21 protein-coding genes are annotated in these 17,866 nt (G+C 35.7%); 16 read left to right on the top strand and 5 right to left on the bottom strand.

Features of this window, described 5'->3' with window-relative positions; all coding sequences use genetic code 11:
* Positions 1-130 precede the first annotated feature (130 nt).
* Together D1B17_RS08350 and D1B17_RS08345 are read left to right on the top strand one after the other, a co-directional pair.
* Entirely contained in the window at positions 131-823 is a 693-nt protein-coding gene (locus D1B17_RS08350) for an NAD(P)H-dependent oxidoreductase (protein WP_120142126.1), read from the top strand.
* A 2-nt stretch (positions 824-825) separates the two neighbouring features.
* The gene (locus tag D1B17_RS08345; protein WP_120142127.1) at positions 826-1,011 is read left to right on the top strand and encodes a hypothetical protein; all 186 of its coding nucleotides are present in this window, start codon (positions 826-828) and stop codon (positions 1,009-1,011) included.
* An 81-nt stretch (positions 1,012-1,092) separates the two neighbouring features.
* Here D1B17_RS08345 and D1B17_RS08340 read toward each other — a convergent pair whose 3' ends face one another.
* Positions 1,093-1,803 carry a B3/B4 domain-containing protein gene (locus D1B17_RS08340; protein ID WP_120142128.1) on the bottom strand — a complete coding sequence of 237 codons (711 nt, stop codon included), beginning with the start codon at positions 1,801-1,803 and terminating at the stop codon, positions 1,093-1,095.
* 135 nt (positions 1,804-1,938) lie between these two features.
* Here D1B17_RS08340 and D1B17_RS08335 point away from each other — a divergent pair, with 135 nt between their 5' ends.
* A complete protein-coding gene (locus D1B17_RS08335; protein WP_120142129.1) occupies positions 1,939-2,799 on the top strand; it encodes an SDR family oxidoreductase in 861 nt (286 codons plus the stop codon).
* Positions 2,800-2,939: 140 nt separating this feature from the next.
* Here D1B17_RS08335 and D1B17_RS08330 read toward each other — a convergent pair whose 3' ends face one another.
* A complete protein-coding gene (locus tag D1B17_RS08330; RefSeq protein ID WP_120142130.1) occupies positions 2,940-3,383 on the bottom strand; it encodes an Rrf2 family transcriptional regulator in 444 nt (147 codons plus the stop codon).
* Positions 3,384-3,559: 176 nt separating this feature from the next.
* Between D1B17_RS08330 and D1B17_RS08325 the strand changes: the two genes are divergently transcribed.
* The 7 genes from D1B17_RS08325 (at position 3,560) to D1B17_RS08295 (ending at position 9,199) form a co-directional block, all read left to right on the top strand.
* Complete coding sequence (locus D1B17_RS08325) at positions 3,560-4,498, top strand: ABC transporter ATP-binding protein (protein ID WP_120142131.1); 939 nt, start codon at positions 3,560-3,562, stop codon at positions 4,496-4,498.
* Positions 4,498-6,018 (top strand): ABC transporter permease/substrate-binding protein, encoded by a 1,521-nt coding sequence (locus D1B17_RS08320; protein ID WP_120142132.1) that lies wholly within the window; start codon positions 4,498-4,500, stop codon positions 6,016-6,018. Before D1B17_RS08325 ends, D1B17_RS08320 begins: the two co-directional genes overlap by 1 nt.
* 247 nt (positions 6,019-6,265) lie before the next feature.
* Positions 6,266-6,889 carry a DUF6198 family protein gene (locus tag D1B17_RS08315; RefSeq protein WP_166806708.1) on the top strand — a complete coding sequence of 208 codons (624 nt, stop codon included), beginning with the start codon at positions 6,266-6,268 and terminating at the stop codon, positions 6,887-6,889.
* A gap of 219 nt (positions 6,890-7,108) precedes the next feature.
* Positions 7,109-7,384: a hypothetical protein gene (locus tag D1B17_RS08310; RefSeq protein WP_120142133.1), complete on the top strand. Its 276-nt coding sequence runs from the start codon at positions 7,109-7,111 to the stop codon at positions 7,382-7,384.
* Between the two features lie 126 nt (positions 7,385-7,510).
* Complete coding sequence (locus D1B17_RS08305; protein WP_120142134.1) at positions 7,511-7,963, top strand: MarR family winged helix-turn-helix transcriptional regulator; 453 nt, start codon at positions 7,511-7,513, stop codon at positions 7,961-7,963.
* Positions 7,963-8,484 (top strand): GNAT family N-acetyltransferase, encoded by a 522-nt coding sequence (locus D1B17_RS08300; protein ID WP_120142135.1) that lies wholly within the window; start codon positions 7,963-7,965, stop codon positions 8,482-8,484. The genes D1B17_RS08305 and D1B17_RS08300 overlap by 1 nt, the downstream gene beginning before the upstream one ends.
* 1 nt (position 8,485) lies before the next feature.
* Positions 8,486-9,199 (top strand): B3/B4 domain-containing protein, encoded by a 714-nt coding sequence (locus D1B17_RS08295; RefSeq protein WP_120142136.1) that lies wholly within the window; start codon positions 8,486-8,488, stop codon positions 9,197-9,199.
* A gap of 356 nt (positions 9,200-9,555) precedes the next feature.
* On the opposite strand, the gene D1B17_RS08290 is transcribed toward D1B17_RS08295, so the two are convergent.
* Together D1B17_RS08290 and D1B17_RS08285 are read right to left on the bottom strand one after the other, a co-directional pair.
* Entirely contained in the window at positions 9,556-10,737 is a 1,182-nt protein-coding gene (locus D1B17_RS08290) for an MFS transporter (protein WP_420022533.1), read from the bottom strand.
* A gap of 120 nt (positions 10,738-10,857) precedes the next feature.
* Positions 10,858-11,616 (bottom strand): NUDIX hydrolase, encoded by a 759-nt coding sequence (locus D1B17_RS08285; RefSeq protein ID WP_120142137.1) that lies wholly within the window; start codon positions 11,614-11,616, stop codon positions 10,858-10,860.
* An 828-nt stretch (positions 11,617-12,444) separates the two neighbouring features.
* Here D1B17_RS08285 and D1B17_RS08280 point away from each other — a divergent pair.
* Together D1B17_RS08280 and D1B17_RS08275 are read left to right on the top strand one after the other, a co-directional pair.
* Complete coding sequence (locus tag D1B17_RS08280) at positions 12,445-12,915, top strand: WxL domain-containing protein (protein WP_240704392.1); 471 nt, start codon at positions 12,445-12,447, stop codon at positions 12,913-12,915.
* Between the two features lie 63 nt (positions 12,916-12,978).
* On the top strand, positions 12,979-14,025 hold the full coding sequence (locus D1B17_RS08275) for a WxLIP family cell surface protein (protein WP_240704391.1): 1,047 nt from the start codon (positions 12,979-12,981) through the stop codon (positions 14,023-14,025).
* 50 nt (positions 14,026-14,075) lie between these two features.
* Here D1B17_RS08275 and D1B17_RS08270 read toward each other — a convergent pair whose 3' ends face one another.
* Complete coding sequence (locus D1B17_RS08270; protein ID WP_120142140.1) at positions 14,076-14,387, bottom strand: DMT family transporter; 312 nt, start codon at positions 14,385-14,387, stop codon at positions 14,076-14,078.
* 580 nt (positions 14,388-14,967) lie between these two features.
* Here D1B17_RS08270 and D1B17_RS08265 point away from each other — a divergent pair.
* The 4 genes from D1B17_RS08265 (at position 14,968) to D1B17_RS08250 (ending at position 17,833) form a co-directional block, all read left to right on the top strand.
* Positions 14,968-15,672 (top strand): hypothetical protein, encoded by a 705-nt coding sequence (locus D1B17_RS08265; protein ID WP_120142141.1) that lies wholly within the window; start codon positions 14,968-14,970, stop codon positions 15,670-15,672.
* Positions 15,673-16,284, top strand: a complete 612-nt coding sequence (locus D1B17_RS08260) for an ATP-binding cassette domain-containing protein (protein ID WP_120142142.1) — start codon at positions 15,673-15,675, stop codon at positions 16,282-16,284.
* Positions 16,285-16,296: 12 nt separating this feature from the next.
* Positions 16,297-17,118, top strand: a complete 822-nt coding sequence (locus D1B17_RS08255) for a DNA/RNA non-specific endonuclease (RefSeq protein WP_120142143.1) — start codon at positions 16,297-16,299, stop codon at positions 17,116-17,118.
* Positions 17,119-17,275: 157 nt separating this feature from the next.
* Positions 17,276-17,833: a sugar O-acetyltransferase gene (locus D1B17_RS08250; protein ID WP_120144221.1), complete on the top strand. Its 558-nt coding sequence runs from the start codon at positions 17,276-17,278 to the stop codon at positions 17,831-17,833.
* Positions 17,834-17,866: the final 33 nt, after the last annotated feature.

Here is a 17,866-nt window from a genome sequence, read left to right as displayed (position 1 = left end):
TTATAATATCAAGCTGTTAAAATACAGCAATTTCAACAATCTATCCTTTAAATTATATCATTGTGCAGTTTTGTTTGGTTTAAAGATTTAGCTTTTTTTGCTATTCTAATAGTGATCGGAGATGTTAATATTGAAGACTTTAGTAATAGTTTCACACCCAGAAATTAATAATTCACAAACGCAGCAATTTTTATTGCAAGGTGCTAAGTTGCAAGATGTTACTTGGCATCATGTTGAGGAAATATCTGATTTAGATGTTGCTCAAGAACAAGTACTTTTACGGGAAAATGATCGAATTATTTTTCAGTTTCCACTATATTGGTATGCAGCTCCTGAAGGTTTGAAACATTGGGAGGACGAAGTTTTGACGCGAAATTTTGTCTATGGCGATGGTGATGATAATTTAAGTGATAAGGAATTCGGTATCGTTGTAAGTACCGGTATGCCTTTGAAGGAATTTCGTCGTGGTGGTAGTGAAAATATTACTATCGACCAAATAATGGCACCATATTTTGCAATTGCTGACCGTGCCAAAATGAAAATATTGCCAACTTTCACGATTGCACAATTCCAATACATGGATGAACAGCAACAAATGCAATTGTTGATTGATTATCAAAGATTTTTAACACAAAAGTATCCCGATACTTTAAGCAACCGTCAAGCATGGTTCGAGCAGGAATTTGCGGATCGGTTTAAGAACTTTAACGACACTAATTGTACTGAATGTGAAACGGTTTTGAATACTTTCATTCAACGTCGTGAAGATTTGGAACAGTTGAAGAATACGATTGATTTAATTAAGCAAGGGGAGGATGAGTAAGTATGGATGATAATGAGAATGGACTTTGGCTTGAGAAAAAAATTGCTGATATGTCTAAGAAACAGACCGCTTACGAGAATCGAGCCTTCTTAGTTGCTATGAAAAAAGTTGTTTTAGAACAAAATAAACGTTCTGAACAATTAAAGGGTGAAGTCGATGGCCGGTTGTGGAACCATGAGCAGTGGTAATAAATAAATTTAAAACGTAAACAGACCCAACAATTCAAAACCGGATTGTTGGGTCTGTTTATTTTGCTTTAAGTAATAGCGTTATTTTGAAAAGACGAATTCACGATTATCTTTATTTAGAAAGGTTAAATCATTGATATCAATATTTAAGTAGTCATGGAAACGTTTCTTTAAAGCATTAGCGGCTGCAATATGATCGTCTTTGCGGTCGGGTTGAATATTTTCCATATAAAATAGGAGATCCTTTGTGTCATCAGTGTCAGCAACTCGAGCACTATCACGCCAAGCCCAGCACCGTGAAATGATATCTTTATCATCGCGATAGACGACTTCACCGGGTAGGGCTTCCTCAACTTCGTCTTCACCAATTGGTGTAAAACTTTCGCCACCTTTAGCAACAGTTAAGTGGACATCGCCAACAATTTTATCGAGGTCTTCTGCTGCAATGGGGAAGGCATATTCAAGTGAAACTGAATTATAAACGTCCACGACAGGATTAATATTGCCGACACCTTTGTTATTTTTGGCACGTTTTAATAAGTTTTCGACAGCGTTACGAGCACCCTTTTTAGTTTTGAATTTGCGGTATGCATCACGCCAGGCTTTAACTACTGGGTTGGCACTAATAGGGTCGTCAGGGACCCACTTTTTAGCGATTTCGTTGGCATCTTGAATTAAATTATCAGGCACATTCGTATCGTTATGATTGTCAACATCATGTGCCGTCATAACGGCTATTTCAACTTCAGGAAAAATATCCCAAAATTCTTGATCAATGATGATTTTTTGCATTAAAATCCCTCCAACTTCTATTTACCCCCATTATATTATTTATTAAGAAATATTTGGGGAAAAAGATAAATAAAATAGTTGACTACTTGTAACTATTGAAGTAACATCTATTTTGCAAACGAGGAGGTAGTCAAGATGAATTATTTAATTACTGGAGCAACAGGTCATTTGGGTGGTCAGATTTTTAAAGAATTAATCAAATTAGTTCCAAGTACAGCTGTAACTGCTGGTGTCCACACTGTTTCCAAAGCAAAACATATCGCTGAAACAGGTGCAGGGGTAGCTGCCATCGACTTTATGAAAGAAGAGACGTTGGTTCAGGCATTTACTGATAAGGATGTTTTGATCTACATCCCTAGTAAAAGTCATGACAGTTTTAGTCGTGTTAGTGAGTTGGAGAATGTCATTCAGGCGGCTCAAAAGGCAAAGGTAGGACATATTTTGGCGATGGGATTCATTGCTGATCAGGCAAACAATCCGTTTGATTTATCAGCTTTTTACGGCTATTTGCCAAGACGTTTAGCATCGAGTGGAATTCCGTATACAATTGTGAAGAATGCCTTATATGCTGATCCGTTAGTCCCTTACTTGCCAGAATTGATTGCACGTCAAAATGTTATTTATCCTATGAAAGACCAGGCCTTGTCGTTTATTAGTTTGGCCGATAGTTCAAAAGTATTTGCCAAAGTTGCCGCCACGAAGTCGCTATTGATTGATGGAAAAATTTATACTTTGACGCAAGAACAAAACTATACAATGCCACAATTGGCTGAAGTTTTGAGTAAAGTTAGTCATGCTCCAATCGGTTATCAACCAGTTAGTTTGAAAGAATTTGCTGAATTGTATAATCAAGGTAATGAAGGTCATATGCTAGCTTCAATGTATGATGCTGGAGGTAAAGGATTGTTGAACGAAATTAGTTCTGACTATCAGTCGATAATGGGGCATCCTGCAACGTCACTATTTGATTTTTTAACCAAGGAATATCAAAAATAGCGTGCCAGAAAACATGTACAGTTAAAAATAAACAAGACTAGTTATCCGTTGCGGATTGCTAGTCTTGTTTATTCTAAGTGGGAAATTGTTGTACGTCTAAGGGTAAAAAAGTTATATCACAGCATTCCACAAATAAAATTCTAGTGAATATTATGTTCTTTGGCTTTTTGCTCGACTAAGATAGTTTCAATAATATCCTGTAACGAAACACTGTTGAACTTACGTAATGCCGCCATTTTAGCATCCTCATAGTATGTTCCTAACACTTTTTGAATGTTGCCTCCGACAATACAGTCAGGATTGGTATTTGTATCTAATGTGAATAATTGTCGTTCACCTTCGGTAGCTAAGTAAACATCTAATAAGGTTATATCTTGTGGGTTCTTGGCTAATTTAGGTTCAGCTGTACCTTTCTTAGTTGCAATTAGTCCATTTTCCCGAAGGATACTCATTAATCTTCGAACGACTACGGGCGAAGTCTCGACACTATTGGCAATTGATTCACTCGATAGTCGTTGGTCTTGATAGATTTTGATGAATGCTAGGATATGGACAGAATCACTAAAGCGGGTTGAAACTCTCATTTTTATTTACCTCAGATATGTAACTTTTAATTTTACAAGTGTTATCATAAACTGAATTTAAACTCTCGTCAATTAATCATGCCTGTGCGGATTGTTTGACTATAAATTCGACTTATTTTATATTATTCATGTTACTGATTCTTGTTACTCAAAAAGTTACATGAAAGAGATTTGTTATGATAGAGTTTGAGCACGTTTATAAAGAGTATGGAGATAATTCTGCTATCAAAGATTTGAATTTGAAAATTCAAGATGGGGATTTTTTTGTGATGGTCGGAACAAGTGGTAGTGGAAAGACTACAACTTTAAAGATGATCAATCGCTTGATTAAACCAACTTCAGGAAAGATCTTGATTGATGGCAAAAATATTGAAACGTATGATTTGCAAAAAATGCGTCTTAATATGGGATATGTTTTACAAAATATCGCCTTATTTCCTAATTTAACAATTGAAGAAAATATTACAATTCAACCTGATTCACTTCATTGGTCAAAGGAAAAACGCAAAAATGTTGCGTGGGACTTATTAGAAAAGGTAGGCCTTGACCCCAAGCAATATGCCAAACGGATGCCTAATGAATTGTCCGGAGGTGAGCAGCAGCGTGTTGGAATTATTCGAGCATTGGCAACTAGTCCTCAGATGGTGCTGATGGATGAACCCTTTAGCGCACTGGATCCAATTTCTAGAACGCAACTACAAGATCTAGTTTTGAAATTACACCGTGAGTTACAGACGACATTTATCTTTGTAACGCATGATATGCATGAAGCCATTCGTTTAGGTAATACAATTGCCGTTTTAAGTAATGGGAACTTAGAACAAATTGGTAATCGAGACGATATTTTGAATCATCCTAAGAATGAGTTTGTTAAAGGGTTCTTTAAGCAAGAAAAAGGAGGTCAATCAACCGTTGGTGAAATAATTGATGCCGGATTTGGTCAAAATACAACGGTTGAATTGAACTCGTCACTATTAAAGGGAGATTCAGTTAATCGTTTGGCTACTGAATTGAAAGACAATGCGGGCGTGGTTATTTTTAACAATGATAATGAAAATTACCAGTTAACAACTGCTGACTTGCTAGATTTTTTGGCAAAGGCAGGTGAGAGATAGTGAATGCAATAGTTCATATTTTACAAACACAGAGTAGTGGTATTTGGGAGGCTTTGGGACAGCATATTTCTATCTCCCTAATTTCACTTTTTATTGCAGCTATCATTGCTATTCCTTTGGCAATCATTTTAATGACGCACAAACGTATTGCTGAAATAATTTTACAAATTACGAGTATTTTACAAACGATTCCAAGTTTGGCGTTATTAGGAATTTTGATTCCTTTTGTAGGTATTGGCACGGTGCCATCAATTATTGCACTGGTCGTTTACGCGGTCATGCCTATTTTTCAAAACACGTATTCTGGTTTGACAACGATTGACCCTAACTTAGAAGAAGCGGCGGAGGCTTTTGGTTTATCGAGAATCAAGAAATTAGTTAAATTCCAGTTGCCACTAGCAATGCCGATGATTATTTCGGGTATTAGAATCGCGATGGTAATGATTATCGGAACAGCCACACTAGCTGCCTTGATTGGTGCTGGGGGGTTGGGTACTTATATTTTGTTGGGAATTGAAACAAATAATAATGCTCTGTTATTGATTGGAGCCGTTTTATCGGCAGTCTTAACTTTGATTTTTAGTGCTCTAATTAAAGGTATTTCAAAATTGTCCTTGAAAAAAATGGGGATTCTTTTTGCGGCTGTGATTGTCCTATTTGGTGGAATTGCAGGTTATCGAAGCGTTGTGAAACCACCTGTTAATGTGACGATTGCTGGCAAAATGGGTAGCGAACCGGAAATTTTAATTAATATGTATAGAGATTTGATTGAGCAAGATCATCCTAATATGAAGGTTTCTTTAAAGCCCAATTTTGGAGGGACATCATTTCTGTATAAAGCTTTGGAATCTGGATCAGTTGATATTTATCCGGAATTTACGGGTACTGTCTTACAAGCGCTAGTTAAAACCAAGCAAAAAGTGAGTCATAATCCTGAAAAAACCTATCAAATGGCCCGAGATCTCTTGAAAAAGGATGCCAATATGGAATATTTATCACCAATGAAGTATCAAAATGGTTATGATTTGGCGGTAAAAAAGAGTTTTGCTCAGAAGTACAATTTGAAAACAATTAGTGATTTGAAGAAAGTCGAGCATCGATTGCATGCTGGATTTGACCCTGATTTCTATCAACAAAATGATGGTTATCCCGGAATTAAAAAAGCTTACGGTCTAGATATTGCTAGTGTTAAAACGATGGAACCATCAATTCGTTATAAGGCCATTGCTAATGGTAAAGTTAATATCGTTGATGGCTACACCACAGACCCTGAAGTTCAGGAATATAACTTGGTGGTACTAAAAGATGATAAGAATCATTTTCCACCATATCAAGGGGCCCCGTTGATGACTGAAAAATTTGCAATGGGTCATCCTGAAATTAAAACTACCTTGAACAAATTGGCAGGGAAAATCAGTGAATCAGATATGCAAAAGATGAATTACTTAGTTACGGTGAAACATGAAAAAGCTTCAAAAGTAGCACATGATTATCTGGTTGCACAGAAATTGTTGAAGTAAGAGTGGGACAAAACATGTTCAGCTTTCGAGCATTAAGGCAAATGACGTCAGCAATCCGATTTTGGATTGCTGGCGTCATTTGTTTTAAGCGGAAAAAGCTATGTTTTGTTCCACGTTTATGCTGCATATTTAAAGATGATAATAGTTTTGTCCCAAACTTTTTTTTGTGTTTTGGGCTATTTTTGTTGTACGATTATCAACATTGAAAAGGAGTGGTTTTATCAAAAATTCAATACAGACGAGAATAATTGGATTAGTTTCAGGCTTGATATTAAATGCCTTTGGAAATGGTCTTTGTATTTCAGCCAATATGGGTAGTGGCTTGTGGACTGCCGCTGCCGTTAATTTAACTGAATGGATTGGTTTAAATACTGGTTTATTGCTATTTATTTTTGGCGTCGTCAATGCAGTTACTAATCAATTTTTGATTAGACGCTTTGATGGTCGAAGATTGATTGGCGAATTATTATATGTAATGTTTTTTAGTTACTTTGTTAATATCTTTACTAATTTACTGAATAATGTTGGTGTACCAAATTTACCAATTGTCATTCGTGCCATATTGTCATGTTTAGGCGTGGTATTTTTCTGTGTGGCAATTTCATTGTATCAACGGGCCAATATTGTGATGCACCCTAATGATGATACGACCAATATTTTGCGTTTCATGTATTTAAAGGGGAATTCAACCGCAGCTCAAGTAATCGATTTTGTTCCACCAATTATTATTATCATCATTGCTGGGATTGCCATTAAAGCAGTCTACTCCGTCAATGTTGGGACAGTCTTTTCATTTATTTTTAATGGAATACTAATTGCCTTATCAGATAAAATGATCTGGCCAGCATTGAAACATAATTTTGCTTCTTAGATAATTAATGTGCCACCTCAGGGAGTAAGAAATTTAGCTAGTTTGGCTGGATAATAAAGAAGAACCAAATTGCTAAAAATATTTTAATTTAAGGATATTTGGCATTTAAGTGAAATTTACTGCCATAAGTTATATAATGAATACACAGGTAAAAGAGTAAACGCTTTCATAAGTGCTAAACCTGTGAGGTTCTAATAATTAATTAGGTGGTGTGTATTGATGAAACTAAATGACAATACTGAGGCAAAGAGAATTTTATCGGAGCTATATACCGATATTAATAATGCAAAGGATTTAGACAAAGAGGATTACTCTAAAGATTTTGTTCTAAAAACATATAATTTACTAAATAAGAATTATTCATTCCAATACTTATTTGGCAGGTTGCGGGATGACCGTAAAGTTAAAAAGACTTTGGATAATCTTGATAATGGTGACAAATATTTGGAACAGATTGACCAATTTGCACATAATGTTGGTTATGCCATCAATTAACAGTTGAATATAAAATAAAAAAAGTAGCAATTCATAAAAAGTTGCTACTTTTTTTATCTAATTATTTTGTTGCAAATACAACAAAATAATTATACAATAACTTTTGTTCGAAAGAGAGGCACAGTTATGGTAGACATTTTGAGATCAATTGGTGTAATTGCACGATCCCTTGATTCCATCAGTAATATTGAATTTAAACAATACGATTTAACTAAGGGACAATATATCTACTTAGCAAGAATTTACGAGCATCCCGGAATTATTCAGGAAAAATTAGCCGAAATGATTAAAGTTGACCGAACAACGGCCGCTCGGGCAATAAAAAAGTTAGAAACCAACGATTTTATTGTCAGGAAGCAATCTGACGATAATAAGAAAGAAAAGAAACTTTACGTAACTCAAAAGGGTAAAGATACATATCCAATCCTTTACCGTGAGGAACATTATTCTAACGATGTTGCCTTGAAAGGACTGTCACCAGCAGAACGAAAACAGATCTTTGAACTGTTGGAAGTGGTCGAAAGTAATATTTCGGAAAATTGGGAATATGTTAAGAAGGGTAATAAGCGGATATATTAATGAAAACAATAATAAAGAAATGTACCGTAAATGATTTGGAAACACTGCAAAAACTAAGTACTGAAACATATCTAGACACATTTGGTCAGTATAATACGGCGGAGAATTCACAAGCTTATGTTCATGATGCCTATAATCTGGATATTTTAAAACGAGAGATGACGAATAAAAATTCTGAGTTTTACTTCTTATTTGTTGATCAAAAATTATCGGGATATTTAAAAGTCAACATTTTAGATGCCCAGAGTGAACCGCTTGATGACAGCTTCATGGAAGTGCAACGGATTTATATTCGAGTACCATTTAAGCGTCTAGGTTTAGGAAAGGTTCTTATGGACTTTGCAATTGAGCGTGCCAAAGCTTTTAAAAAACCACATATTTGGTTGGGTGTTTGGGAAAAGAACTATCCAGCACTAAAGTTTTATAAATCAATGGGTTTTGAGCGTTATAGTTCACATAAATTCGTTATGGGTACTTCAACACAAACAGACTATATTTTAAAAAAGGAATTGGAAAAATAATATGACAAAAGTAGTAGTAGATGAAAAACTTTGGGAGTTATTCCCCGATGCACAAATTAGCACATTAGTAATTCATGGCATTGATAATCACGTTGATGAAAAGGATGATTCTTACTTTGCTAAATTATTGAGTGATGCAGCTAAAGAATCAGAGAAGTTCATTACTAATGAATCATTTAAGGACAATGAAGTTGTTGATGAATGGCGTCAAGCTTTTCGTAAGTTTAAGACTAAAAAGGGTGCTCGTGGATCGATTGAAGCTTTATTAAAACGGGTTAGCCAAGGTCGTGAATTTTCACCAATCAATCCGTTAGTTGATATTTATAATAGTATTTCTTTGAAGTACGGTGTGCCTTGTGGTGGCGAAAATATCAATGCCTTTGACGGTGATATGCATTTAGGTGAAGCAAAAGGTGGAGAGGAATTCAAACCACTAGGTGCGACAGAAGATTCACCCGCTCTTCCGGGAGAAATTATTTATTATGACAACGCGGGTGCCATTTGTCGTTGCTTTAACTGGCGGGAAGCTCAGAGAACCATGTTAACAGAAGATACAACTGATTCTGTCTTGGTTATTGAAGCAATTAATGAAAACCAAGCTAAACGTGCTAACGAAGCTATTGTCGAATTGAAGGATTTAATTGAAAAATACTTTAAGGTTGATGGACGTATTGAAATTTTAACTAAAGATCATCAAGAAACAACCGAACTTTAATATGAACGCACGGAAAAACAAAAAACAGTAATCCCAGACAGGGTTACTGTTTTTTTTGTTACTTAATAGTTAAGAATAGTATCTACTCGTAGTGCTAGTCATTGATGCCAAAATAATACTTAAAGTTATTTAATATTGATTCAAAAACAAACAATGAACTAGCCGGAAAGAGCAAGAAATTAGGTCGCTGTGCAGGTGGCGTTAGCACTTTAGTGCTTACACCACGGGACGACTTTTGAAACTCGCGTACCTTGCGAGGTTCAAAAGCGAGACAAAAGACCTTGGCTTTTGTCGGTCCCCATAGTGACCTAAATTTCTTGCTCTTGGAGGTGGCATACGCGTATTATCTATTAATTTTATTGTCTATCAGCATCGACCATACCGAATGTTAAAACGATAATTCCAATAACTAAGGCAGCAATAAAGTAAAAGAAAATCATAGTAGTGTTAATTCCGATTCCTAATGAGAAACCGATTAAGTAAGGTCCAATAGTGGCTCCGATTCGACCAATTGCTTGTGTAAATCCAATTCCCATACCACGTAATTCAATTGGGTATTGGGTTGGTGTTAGGGCAATCATGATTCCCCAAGCACCAAGAGTAAAGAAGGATAGAAGTGAGCCACTGAATAGAACCATAGCTTCTGTTTGAGCTGTTCCAAAAAGAAATGCTCCGATAATTGTACCGATAATATAAATACCTAGAACCTTTTTACGACTAAGTTTACCCATCAAGTAAGCAGCTAAGAAATAACCAGGTAGTTGAGCAAAACTAGTTATCAATGTGTATAAGAAACTCCGTGAAATAGATAAGTTTCGTTGGATTAAAATACTTGGTAACCAAAGAAATAGTCCATAATAGACAAACATAATAACGAACCAAAGGATACTTAAGCAAAGTGTTTGGCGACGGAATTCAGCCGACCAAATTTTGTTTAAAGCAATACCAAGATTTAGTTTTTCATTTTTTACATTTGTTTCTGCAGGAAGGTGTTTACGTAAGACTAATGTGTATATAGCAGTTAGTGATGTGATAATAACAGTAAATTTCCATCCATATGCTGGCATAACTAAGGTCGATAGGAGGGATGCAAAAATCCAACCGATGGCCCAGAAACTATCAACTAAAATGAGCATTTTAGATCTTGTATGACCAGAGAATGAGTCTGCAATAATTGTTGAAGCAACAGGTAATTCACCACCCAAACCGACACCAGTGATGAAACGAATTAATAGAAATTGATTAACGTTAGTAGTCATAGCTAGTAATAGATTACTAATTGAGAAGACTAGCAAAGTAACCATCATGATATTTTTCTTACCAAAACGATCAGCTAGATAACCAAAGAGAAAAGCACCAATCATCATTCCGATAGTTGTGATTGAACCAACTAGTCCAATTTGACCAGCAGTTAAGTGCCACTCTTGTTTAATTAATGGCATGATAAAAGATAACAACGCTACATCAGCAGCATCGAATAACCAGGCTGTCCCAATAACCATTAACAGTTTGAGACCGCCTTTATGAGTTGTTTCGATTTTTTGTGAATCCAAAACTTACCTCCATAATTTATAAAGATTATTACTATTTTTATTAAAGGTAAAAATTACCTTAAATAGCATAAAAAAAGACTATCATTAGTCTTTTCAGGGGTCAAGTTATCCGCGTAATTTGTAAAGTTTGGCAGGACGGCCACTTTTGCCATGCTCCATACCAACTTCAATAAATAGATGCGCATGAGTCTTACGAAAGTTAGAGTTATCAATGTTTGACGATGGTTCTTTCCAAAAAGTAGCATAAACTTCACGAGCTTGTTTAAGCGTAAAACTATCGCCCAGAATCAATAAAATCGTTGGTAAATAATCAAGACGATTTGTAATTCTTTGGAAGGCCAAACGAAGAATTAAAGCATGATCAGCCGCCAAATGCTTGTTATCATGGGCATTCTCGATATTGTTATAAAATTCACTTTCCGATATTTTATTGCTTAAAGTTTTGAATTTTAAGTTTTGGTAAGTTAAAGAATATTGTTCAGGCAAGTAATCAACGCTGAACCATTTCACATCTTTAGCCCCATAACCAGCCGTTAAATCTGGCATTGAAGGTAAATAAGTCATGTAAGTTAAAGCAATTTCACGATGATCACTAATTCGTTGAACATTACTAAATGTAGCTAGCTGTTCAGTATAGAAATCAGGTAATTCAATTCCAATTTTTTCACGAATTAAACGTAAAGAAGCATCCTCAGCATTTTCATCAGCACGCAAAATAGTAGCAGGTAACCCCCAACGATCAGCATCCATTCCAAGAGCATTCTTGACCAACAATACTAGAACCCTTTTAGACTTGGCGTTAAAACTCCAAATAATATTAACGACATTAACAATTAAGCCATTCTCTAATTTTTTATCCGACATATTAAATGACACCCTCTGATTATTATTATGGTTTGAAATGGTGTGGATTTAAGGATGCCGCCTCCGGGTTCGTGGACTATTCAGTCGCTATGGGACCGATTCGAGCCAAGGTCTCGAATCTCGATTTTGAGCTTTACGAAAACCACGTAAATCTCAAAATACGTCCGTGGAGTAAGAACGGAAAAACACCGTCCTAACTCCACCTTCACAGCGTCTGAATAATCCACGAACCCTACGGCTAATTTAACTTCTAAATGACAATTTTTATTAACGACTTACTAGCCGGAGGGAACGAGAATTTTAGGCAGCAGTGACGGTGGTGTAATGGCTTTAGCCATTACACTACGGGACGAGTTTTGAAATTCGCGTACTTTGCGAAGTTCAAAATCGAGCTCGGAGACCTCGGCTCCGAGCGGTCCCCACAGCAGCCTAAAATTCCCGTTCCCGGAGGCGGCATCCAAAAAACAAACCTTTTCAAACAATATATTGATTCTATTATAATTTACTTTTTGTATGCTGGCAGTCTTATATTTGATTCGTGATTAAATTGATTCTATAACTTGCACTAGAGATTGAGAAATCTCGATAGATAGCATTAATGGTCATTCCCTTGAGCCTTGGACGAATAGCTATCTAGTAATTAGGCTCTGAAACATATCGGTAAAAATATCGGATATGGGGGAAATATATCATGAAACAAATTTTAAAAAATAGTTTATTAGTAGGTGCAGCATTTCTTGGGCTTGGGTCGCTAGGCCTCGGGGTTATGTTGCTAAAGCTGCTACGACGCCTACATCTTCAACGACACCGGCTACGGCCTCGGCCACGTTGACGCCAGGTACAATTACAATTAAATCTGCACCAAGTATCTCGTTTGGTACTGTTGATTCAAGTGCTGACGATACAAGTTATGCATCACTCAAGTTCTCAGATGGTTTGCAAGTTGCTAACCCTGGTGAACCGACAGGTTGGACGGTCTCGCTTTCTGATACGCCATTCACTGATGGTACAACTGGTGGCGCAACGTTGAAAGGGGCATCGTTATCAATCGATGATTCTGATGCAACTCCTGTGAAAGCAGACGATGCTGATAACGTTTCAACAGCACCTAAGTTTACGTCATCGGCCACGATTTCATCAGCTCCAGTCACGATTTTGGACGCTGCAGCAGGTGAAGGTGTTGGTTCCTTTACTACTAGCTACAATGGCGGGGATGCCACATTGAAGGTGCCAGCTGGTAATATCGGTGGTTCTTATACATCACAATTGTCTTGGACATTAACAAATGCTCCATCATAAAAATTGAATAAAGGAGAGGTATATTAAACAATATGCCGCTCTTTTTTTCTAAGAGGTAATCTTATGAAAAAATATCTGACAGTTCTTTTAACATTAATGGCAAGTATCCTTTTTGGCTTTACTGTTAATCAAAAAACAGCATTGGCTGAAACAACTGGCGGCGGAGTCAATTATAGTATTTCGCCGGAATTACCTGATAATCAAGCCGCGAAAAATATCGGTTATTATGATTTGAAAGTAACACCTGGTCAAAAGGAAACTATTAAATTTAAGATTAATAATACTGACGATAAAAATCATACTTACAAGGTTTCAATTAATCGGGCAGCAACTGATATTAATGGTGTGATTGATTATAATGATCACGGTGTAAAACCAGATAGTGATTTACAATATGATATTGAAAAGCTCGTAACTTATCCTAAGGAAGTTGCCGTAAACGCAAAGTCTTCCAAAGAAGTAAGTATTGAATTGACTGCTCCAAAAGGTGATATCACGGGTGAGTTGCTCGGCGGAATTTTCGTTCAAGAGAATAATCAAATTAATAATGACGAGAAATTGCCTAAAGGTGTCACTTTAAGAAATCAATATAATTATGTATTGGGTCTCCAAGTTCAAACAAATACTAATCCTGTTAAACCAAATGTTAAGTTAGTTAGAGCTTTTGAAACAGATAATGATGGTCAAGTTTCCGTTGACGCTAAATTGGATAATGATGTGCCAACCTTGGAAAAAGAAGTTTCAGTGGATGCTAAAGTTACTCCACGTAACGGATCAAAAGTGCTTTTGAAATCATCCAAAGAAAAAATGTCAATGGCTCCTGATAGTTATTTTGAATATCCAGTCAACGTCAATACAGTTACCGGACCAAGTAAGAATAAGCGTTTAAAGCCTGGCAAATATACAATGTATGTAGATGTTAAGGCTAATAATGGACAAAACCATTGGAATTTGAAGCGTAACTTTACCGTAACTAATAAGGAAATCGCTAAGATCAATCATAAGAATCCAAATCGTTCAATGGATCTATGGATTATCTTAGGTGTCATCTTAGCTCTCTTGGTTATTGCAGGTTTCGTTATCAAACGTTATCGCAAAAATCGTAAATAAATGAAAAAATAACCCCCAATTCATCATGTGTGAACTGGAGGCTATTTTTGTTAAAAAACATTGATTAAAACGGTGCCAGAGACAACCAAGATAAGTCCGGCAATTGAAGCCATCGAAATGGATTCATGATAAAAAACTATTCCTGCAATAGTCACGAGTATCAATCCCACGCTTCCCCAAGTTGCATAAGTTAAACTTAATGGTAAACGTTTCAAAACGTGAGAAAGGACGAAGAGGCAGATAAAGTATGATGCCAACGTACCCAATGTCGGCCAAAGATTAGTAAATCCGTCTGTCTTCTTTAAAAGTGAAGTTCCAAGAACTTCAAAACCGATTGATACTAACAGTAATAAGTAGTTCATAGGCTTTACCCCGTAAAATTTTTCTTTCAATAGCATACACGTTTTTTATTTAAAAGGCACTAATTGTTACTCAAATGAAATGATTTTTAAATCAATTTGAAATAATCAGAGATTTGATTTTTTTTTATGTTGGAAAGCTAATTGACAGTTTGATTAAAATATATTAATTTTTACTAATCAAATGTGCTTGTCTTGAAATTATCTAGATGCCGTCTCCAGAGTCAGACAGTGATTACTGGCAGTGCGGAACGGCCCGAGCCAAGGTCTCGGACCTCGGTTGAAGCCTTGCAAGTTCGGCAAGTCTTCAACACGTCCGGTGCTGTAAGAACGACAAAATCAGTCGTCCTAACACCACTTTCACTGCCAGTAACCACTGTCTGACTCTTCCGACTAGTTCCTTGTTATACCTTAATTTTTTTATTACTGCTTTGATAGGGTTTAGGGCATTTATGATTTTGAAATATTTAAATTTGAAGATAGGTCTTAGTTAAATGTGAAGCCTACACGAGTAGGATTGTTATGAAATACCGCTTATTCCTAGAGGTGGTATTTTTAAAGTGTTAATTGTAGGGAGAATTGAATGTTTGAAAATGATTGGGCTATGTTAAAAGTCCAAATGCGTATTGCTTTGAAAGAACGTTTTTACTTTGTTTATACGCTACTTGTACCAACTTTCATGGTTTTTATTAATAAGAATCAGGATTTTCAAGATAATGAGTCTTTATATATTTATTGGTCATATATTGTTGTGACGACTGTTTTTAATGGCTTTTTAATTAATATTATTCGATTGCGGGAAGGTGGCTTTTTTAAGACTTTATCTTATTTGATTGGGTCAAGGTATTCAATTGTTTTGGCCAACTTATTAGTTCAGTTTTTCGTCATTCAGGTTGAAATTTTTTTATTTAACATAGTTGTGACAGTATTTATTACACATGTGTCGGCAGCGACGTTTTTACATGGCTTTTTGGTGTCATTTTTAGCAACGCTACTTAGTTCTTCAATGATGTCTGGATTGATGTTGTTGAAAATAAAGCAAGTATATTTTAATTATTTAATCGCCATTTTTTTCATTTTAGGTATTGCTTTATTGGGTATTCACCCATACGGAATCTGGAATTATTTCTTGACGTTAGTTAATCCGTTTCAATTGATCTATGGATTGTATGCGGTGCACTGCAATTCAACGTTTTATAGTATTTTCATTAGTCTTTGCGTTGTTGGATATTTGATAATGGGAGGCATGATTTTTAAAGGGATGTCCGTTAAAAGTCGTTTAAAATAGATGAAGATTGAAAATTTTAGTTATCAATATAAGAAATGTATTTTATTTGAGAATGTTGATTTCTATTTTGAAGATTGTCAGGTAAACTTTATTCTAGGCGCTAAGGAAAGTGGTAAAACAACCGTTTTGGATCAGATTTCATCGCGCAAACGGCCCCAAAGTTTCATTGGCTTTCCTGATTTTAAAAAGATTGCTTATTTAGCTCAAAAAAATGATTTCCGAGTCAGCTTAACGGTTCAAGAGATTTTAAATTTTATTTTGGATTTGAATAAGACGATTGATTTAGAGATGCCACCGGAAATTACAACTTTGTTAAAGTATAGCTTCAATGATTTAACCTTTAACGAACAAAAATTAGTTTTGATTTATATTAATTTAATGGTTGATAAGGAATTATATTTGTTCGATGAACCGGGAACGGGGATTGATTTGGAATATTCTCAAATGGTCTTCGGTTGGTTTAGAGAGTTGACTGAATTGAATAAGACGGTGATTATTGCCACAAACAAATTGGACAATATTTATGATATTGACAATGTTAACTATATTAAAAATGCTCAAGGAATTATTGCAGATAATTATTTGAAAATTAAAGATCGGATGGGATTTTAGGTGGAGAGAAAATTGCGTAAAAATTTTTTATTATTGTTATTTGTCCCACTACTATTGGCGGGATGTTCGACTAACCAAACTACTGGTCAAGCTACACCAGCAGCTACTCAGCAACATTTAACGGCCAAAGATATTAGTCAATGGACTTATAAATCTGGTGAGAAGCCAGTTAAAATTTTGAATAATGATAAGCCAACTGAGATTAAGAAAACAGATTTTAATCAATCACATATTGACTATGAAGGGTTGGATAGCCTCAAGCGAACGAAGACGGCGACTGCCTACTTAACACGAAATAATTTGGGACGGTCGAATACTAGAACTGAACAAGTTTGGCGTCCAACAGGATGGCATAATCAACCGAAATATGTCAATGGAACACGGGTGATTCCACAAAATCGTGGTCACTTGATTGCTTATACAATGACCTTTAATTTAAATAAGTCCGGTCAAACACAGCAGGGTGAATTGGGCAGTATTGATAATCCGTATAATCTGTTTACCCAAACAGAGTTTTCAAATCAAAAAACAATGACACAAGTTGAACAAAAGGTTAGAGATGCTCTGGCTCAAAATAAAAAGGTTATTTATCGAGTAACACCGATTTTTCACGGTCAAGAATTAATGGCGCGTGGTGTTTGGGTTCAAGCAATGTCAATGGATGGCAGTTTGAAATTTAATCGCTATTTGTGGAATGTGCAAAATAAAATAAAATTTGATTACATGACAGGAAAATCAGAAGTGGATAATAATTGGAAAGTACCAGAAGTTGAGGGTCAAAGGTCAAATTATCATCATTCTGAAAAACGCCATTATTATCATAAAAAGTATTAGTTCATTTTAGCTTACAATGTTTGATTTGCAGGTTGAGATGAGCTTTTTTTACGTAAATATTTATGGTCCCGGACATAAAGAAATTTTGATGGTATTTGTCGAAAAATTTGACATCGAGTCAGCTCTAGGTGATAAAGTAAACCACGAGGTGAATTGTATGCGTGAGATAGAAAAATTAGATCATGGTGATTGGTATTACTTTTTGGATGACGAAGTGGCTCAAAGAAAGGCTAATGCTGCTAAGCTTTGTCAGGAATTCAACGAAATATCTGCCACTGAACCTGAAAAACAAACAGAAAAAATCAAAGAAATCCTTGGTTCGTACGGTAAAAATATTTCTGTTCAAAGTCGTTTCAATTGTGATAATGGAAAGAACATTCATGTTGGAAATGACTTTTTAAGCAATTATAATTTAACGATTTTGGATATTGCTCCAGTAAATATTGGTAATAATGTTATGATTGGCCCTAACGTTGACATTTATACGGTCAATCATCCTATGACCGCTCAAGGTCGTCGTGAATACTTAGCAAAGGGTTATTCAGTAAATATCGGAAATGATGTTTGGATTGGTGGAAAAGTTTCCATTATGCCAGGAGTAACGATTGGAAATAATGTAGTGATTGCTGCAGGGGCGGTTGTTACTAAAGATGTTCCGGATGATAGTTTAGTCGGTGGTGTTCCAGCAAAAGTAATTAAAAAATTAGATAAATAATTAGTTCGATAAAAGGATTACATTATTTGAAAT

Origin of the sequence: Companilactobacillus zhachilii (genome assembly GCF_003606365.2) — a bacterium.
Classification (GTDB): Bacteria; Bacillota; Bacilli; order Lactobacillales; family Lactobacillaceae; genus Companilactobacillus; species Companilactobacillus zhachilii.
This window is presented reverse-complemented; position numbering and strand designations above follow the sequence as displayed.

Coding starts and splice junctions, on each gene's coding strand:
- D1B17_RS08345 (WP_120142127.1), top strand. CDS start 826: ATGGATGATAATGAGAATGGACTTTGGCTTGAGAAAAAAATTGCTGAT.
- D1B17_RS08340 (WP_120142128.1), bottom strand. CDS start 1,803: ATGCAAAAAATCATCATTGATCAAGAATTTTGGGATATTTTTCCTGAA.
- D1B17_RS08335 (WP_120142129.1), top strand. CDS start 1,939: ATGAATTATTTAATTACTGGAGCAACAGGTCATTTGGGTGGTCAGATT.
- D1B17_RS08330 (WP_120142130.1), bottom strand. CDS start 3,383: ATGAGAGTTTCAACCCGCTTTAGTGATTCTGTCCATATCCTAGCATTC.
- D1B17_RS08325 (WP_120142131.1), top strand. CDS start 3,560: ATGATAGAGTTTGAGCACGTTTATAAAGAGTATGGAGATAATTCTGCT.
- D1B17_RS08310 (WP_120142133.1), top strand. CDS start 7,109: ATGAAACTAAATGACAATACTGAGGCAAAGAGAATTTTATCGGAGCTA.
- D1B17_RS08305 (WP_120142134.1), top strand. CDS start 7,511: ATGGTAGACATTTTGAGATCAATTGGTGTAATTGCACGATCCCTTGAT.
- D1B17_RS08300 (WP_120142135.1), top strand. CDS start 7,963: ATGAAAACAATAATAAAGAAATGTACCGTAAATGATTTGGAAACACTG.
- D1B17_RS08295 (WP_120142136.1), top strand. CDS start 8,486: ATGACAAAAGTAGTAGTAGATGAAAAACTTTGGGAGTTATTCCCCGAT.
- D1B17_RS08285 (WP_120142137.1), bottom strand. CDS start 11,616: ATGTCGGATAAAAAATTAGAGAATGGCTTAATTGTTAATGTCGTTAAT.
- D1B17_RS08275 (WP_240704391.1), top strand. CDS start 12,979: ATGAAAAAATATCTGACAGTTCTTTTAACATTAATGGCAAGTATCCTT.
- D1B17_RS08270 (WP_120142140.1), bottom strand. CDS start 14,387: ATGAACTACTTATTACTGTTAGTATCAATCGGTTTTGAAGTTCTTGGA.
- D1B17_RS08265 (WP_120142141.1), top strand. CDS start 14,968: ATGTTTGAAAATGATTGGGCTATGTTAAAAGTCCAAATGCGTATTGCT.
- D1B17_RS08260 (WP_120142142.1), top strand. CDS start 15,673: ATGAAGATTGAAAATTTTAGTTATCAATATAAGAAATGTATTTTATTT.
- D1B17_RS08250 (WP_120144221.1), top strand. CDS start 17,276: ATGCGTGAGATAGAAAAATTAGATCATGGTGATTGGTATTACTTTTTG.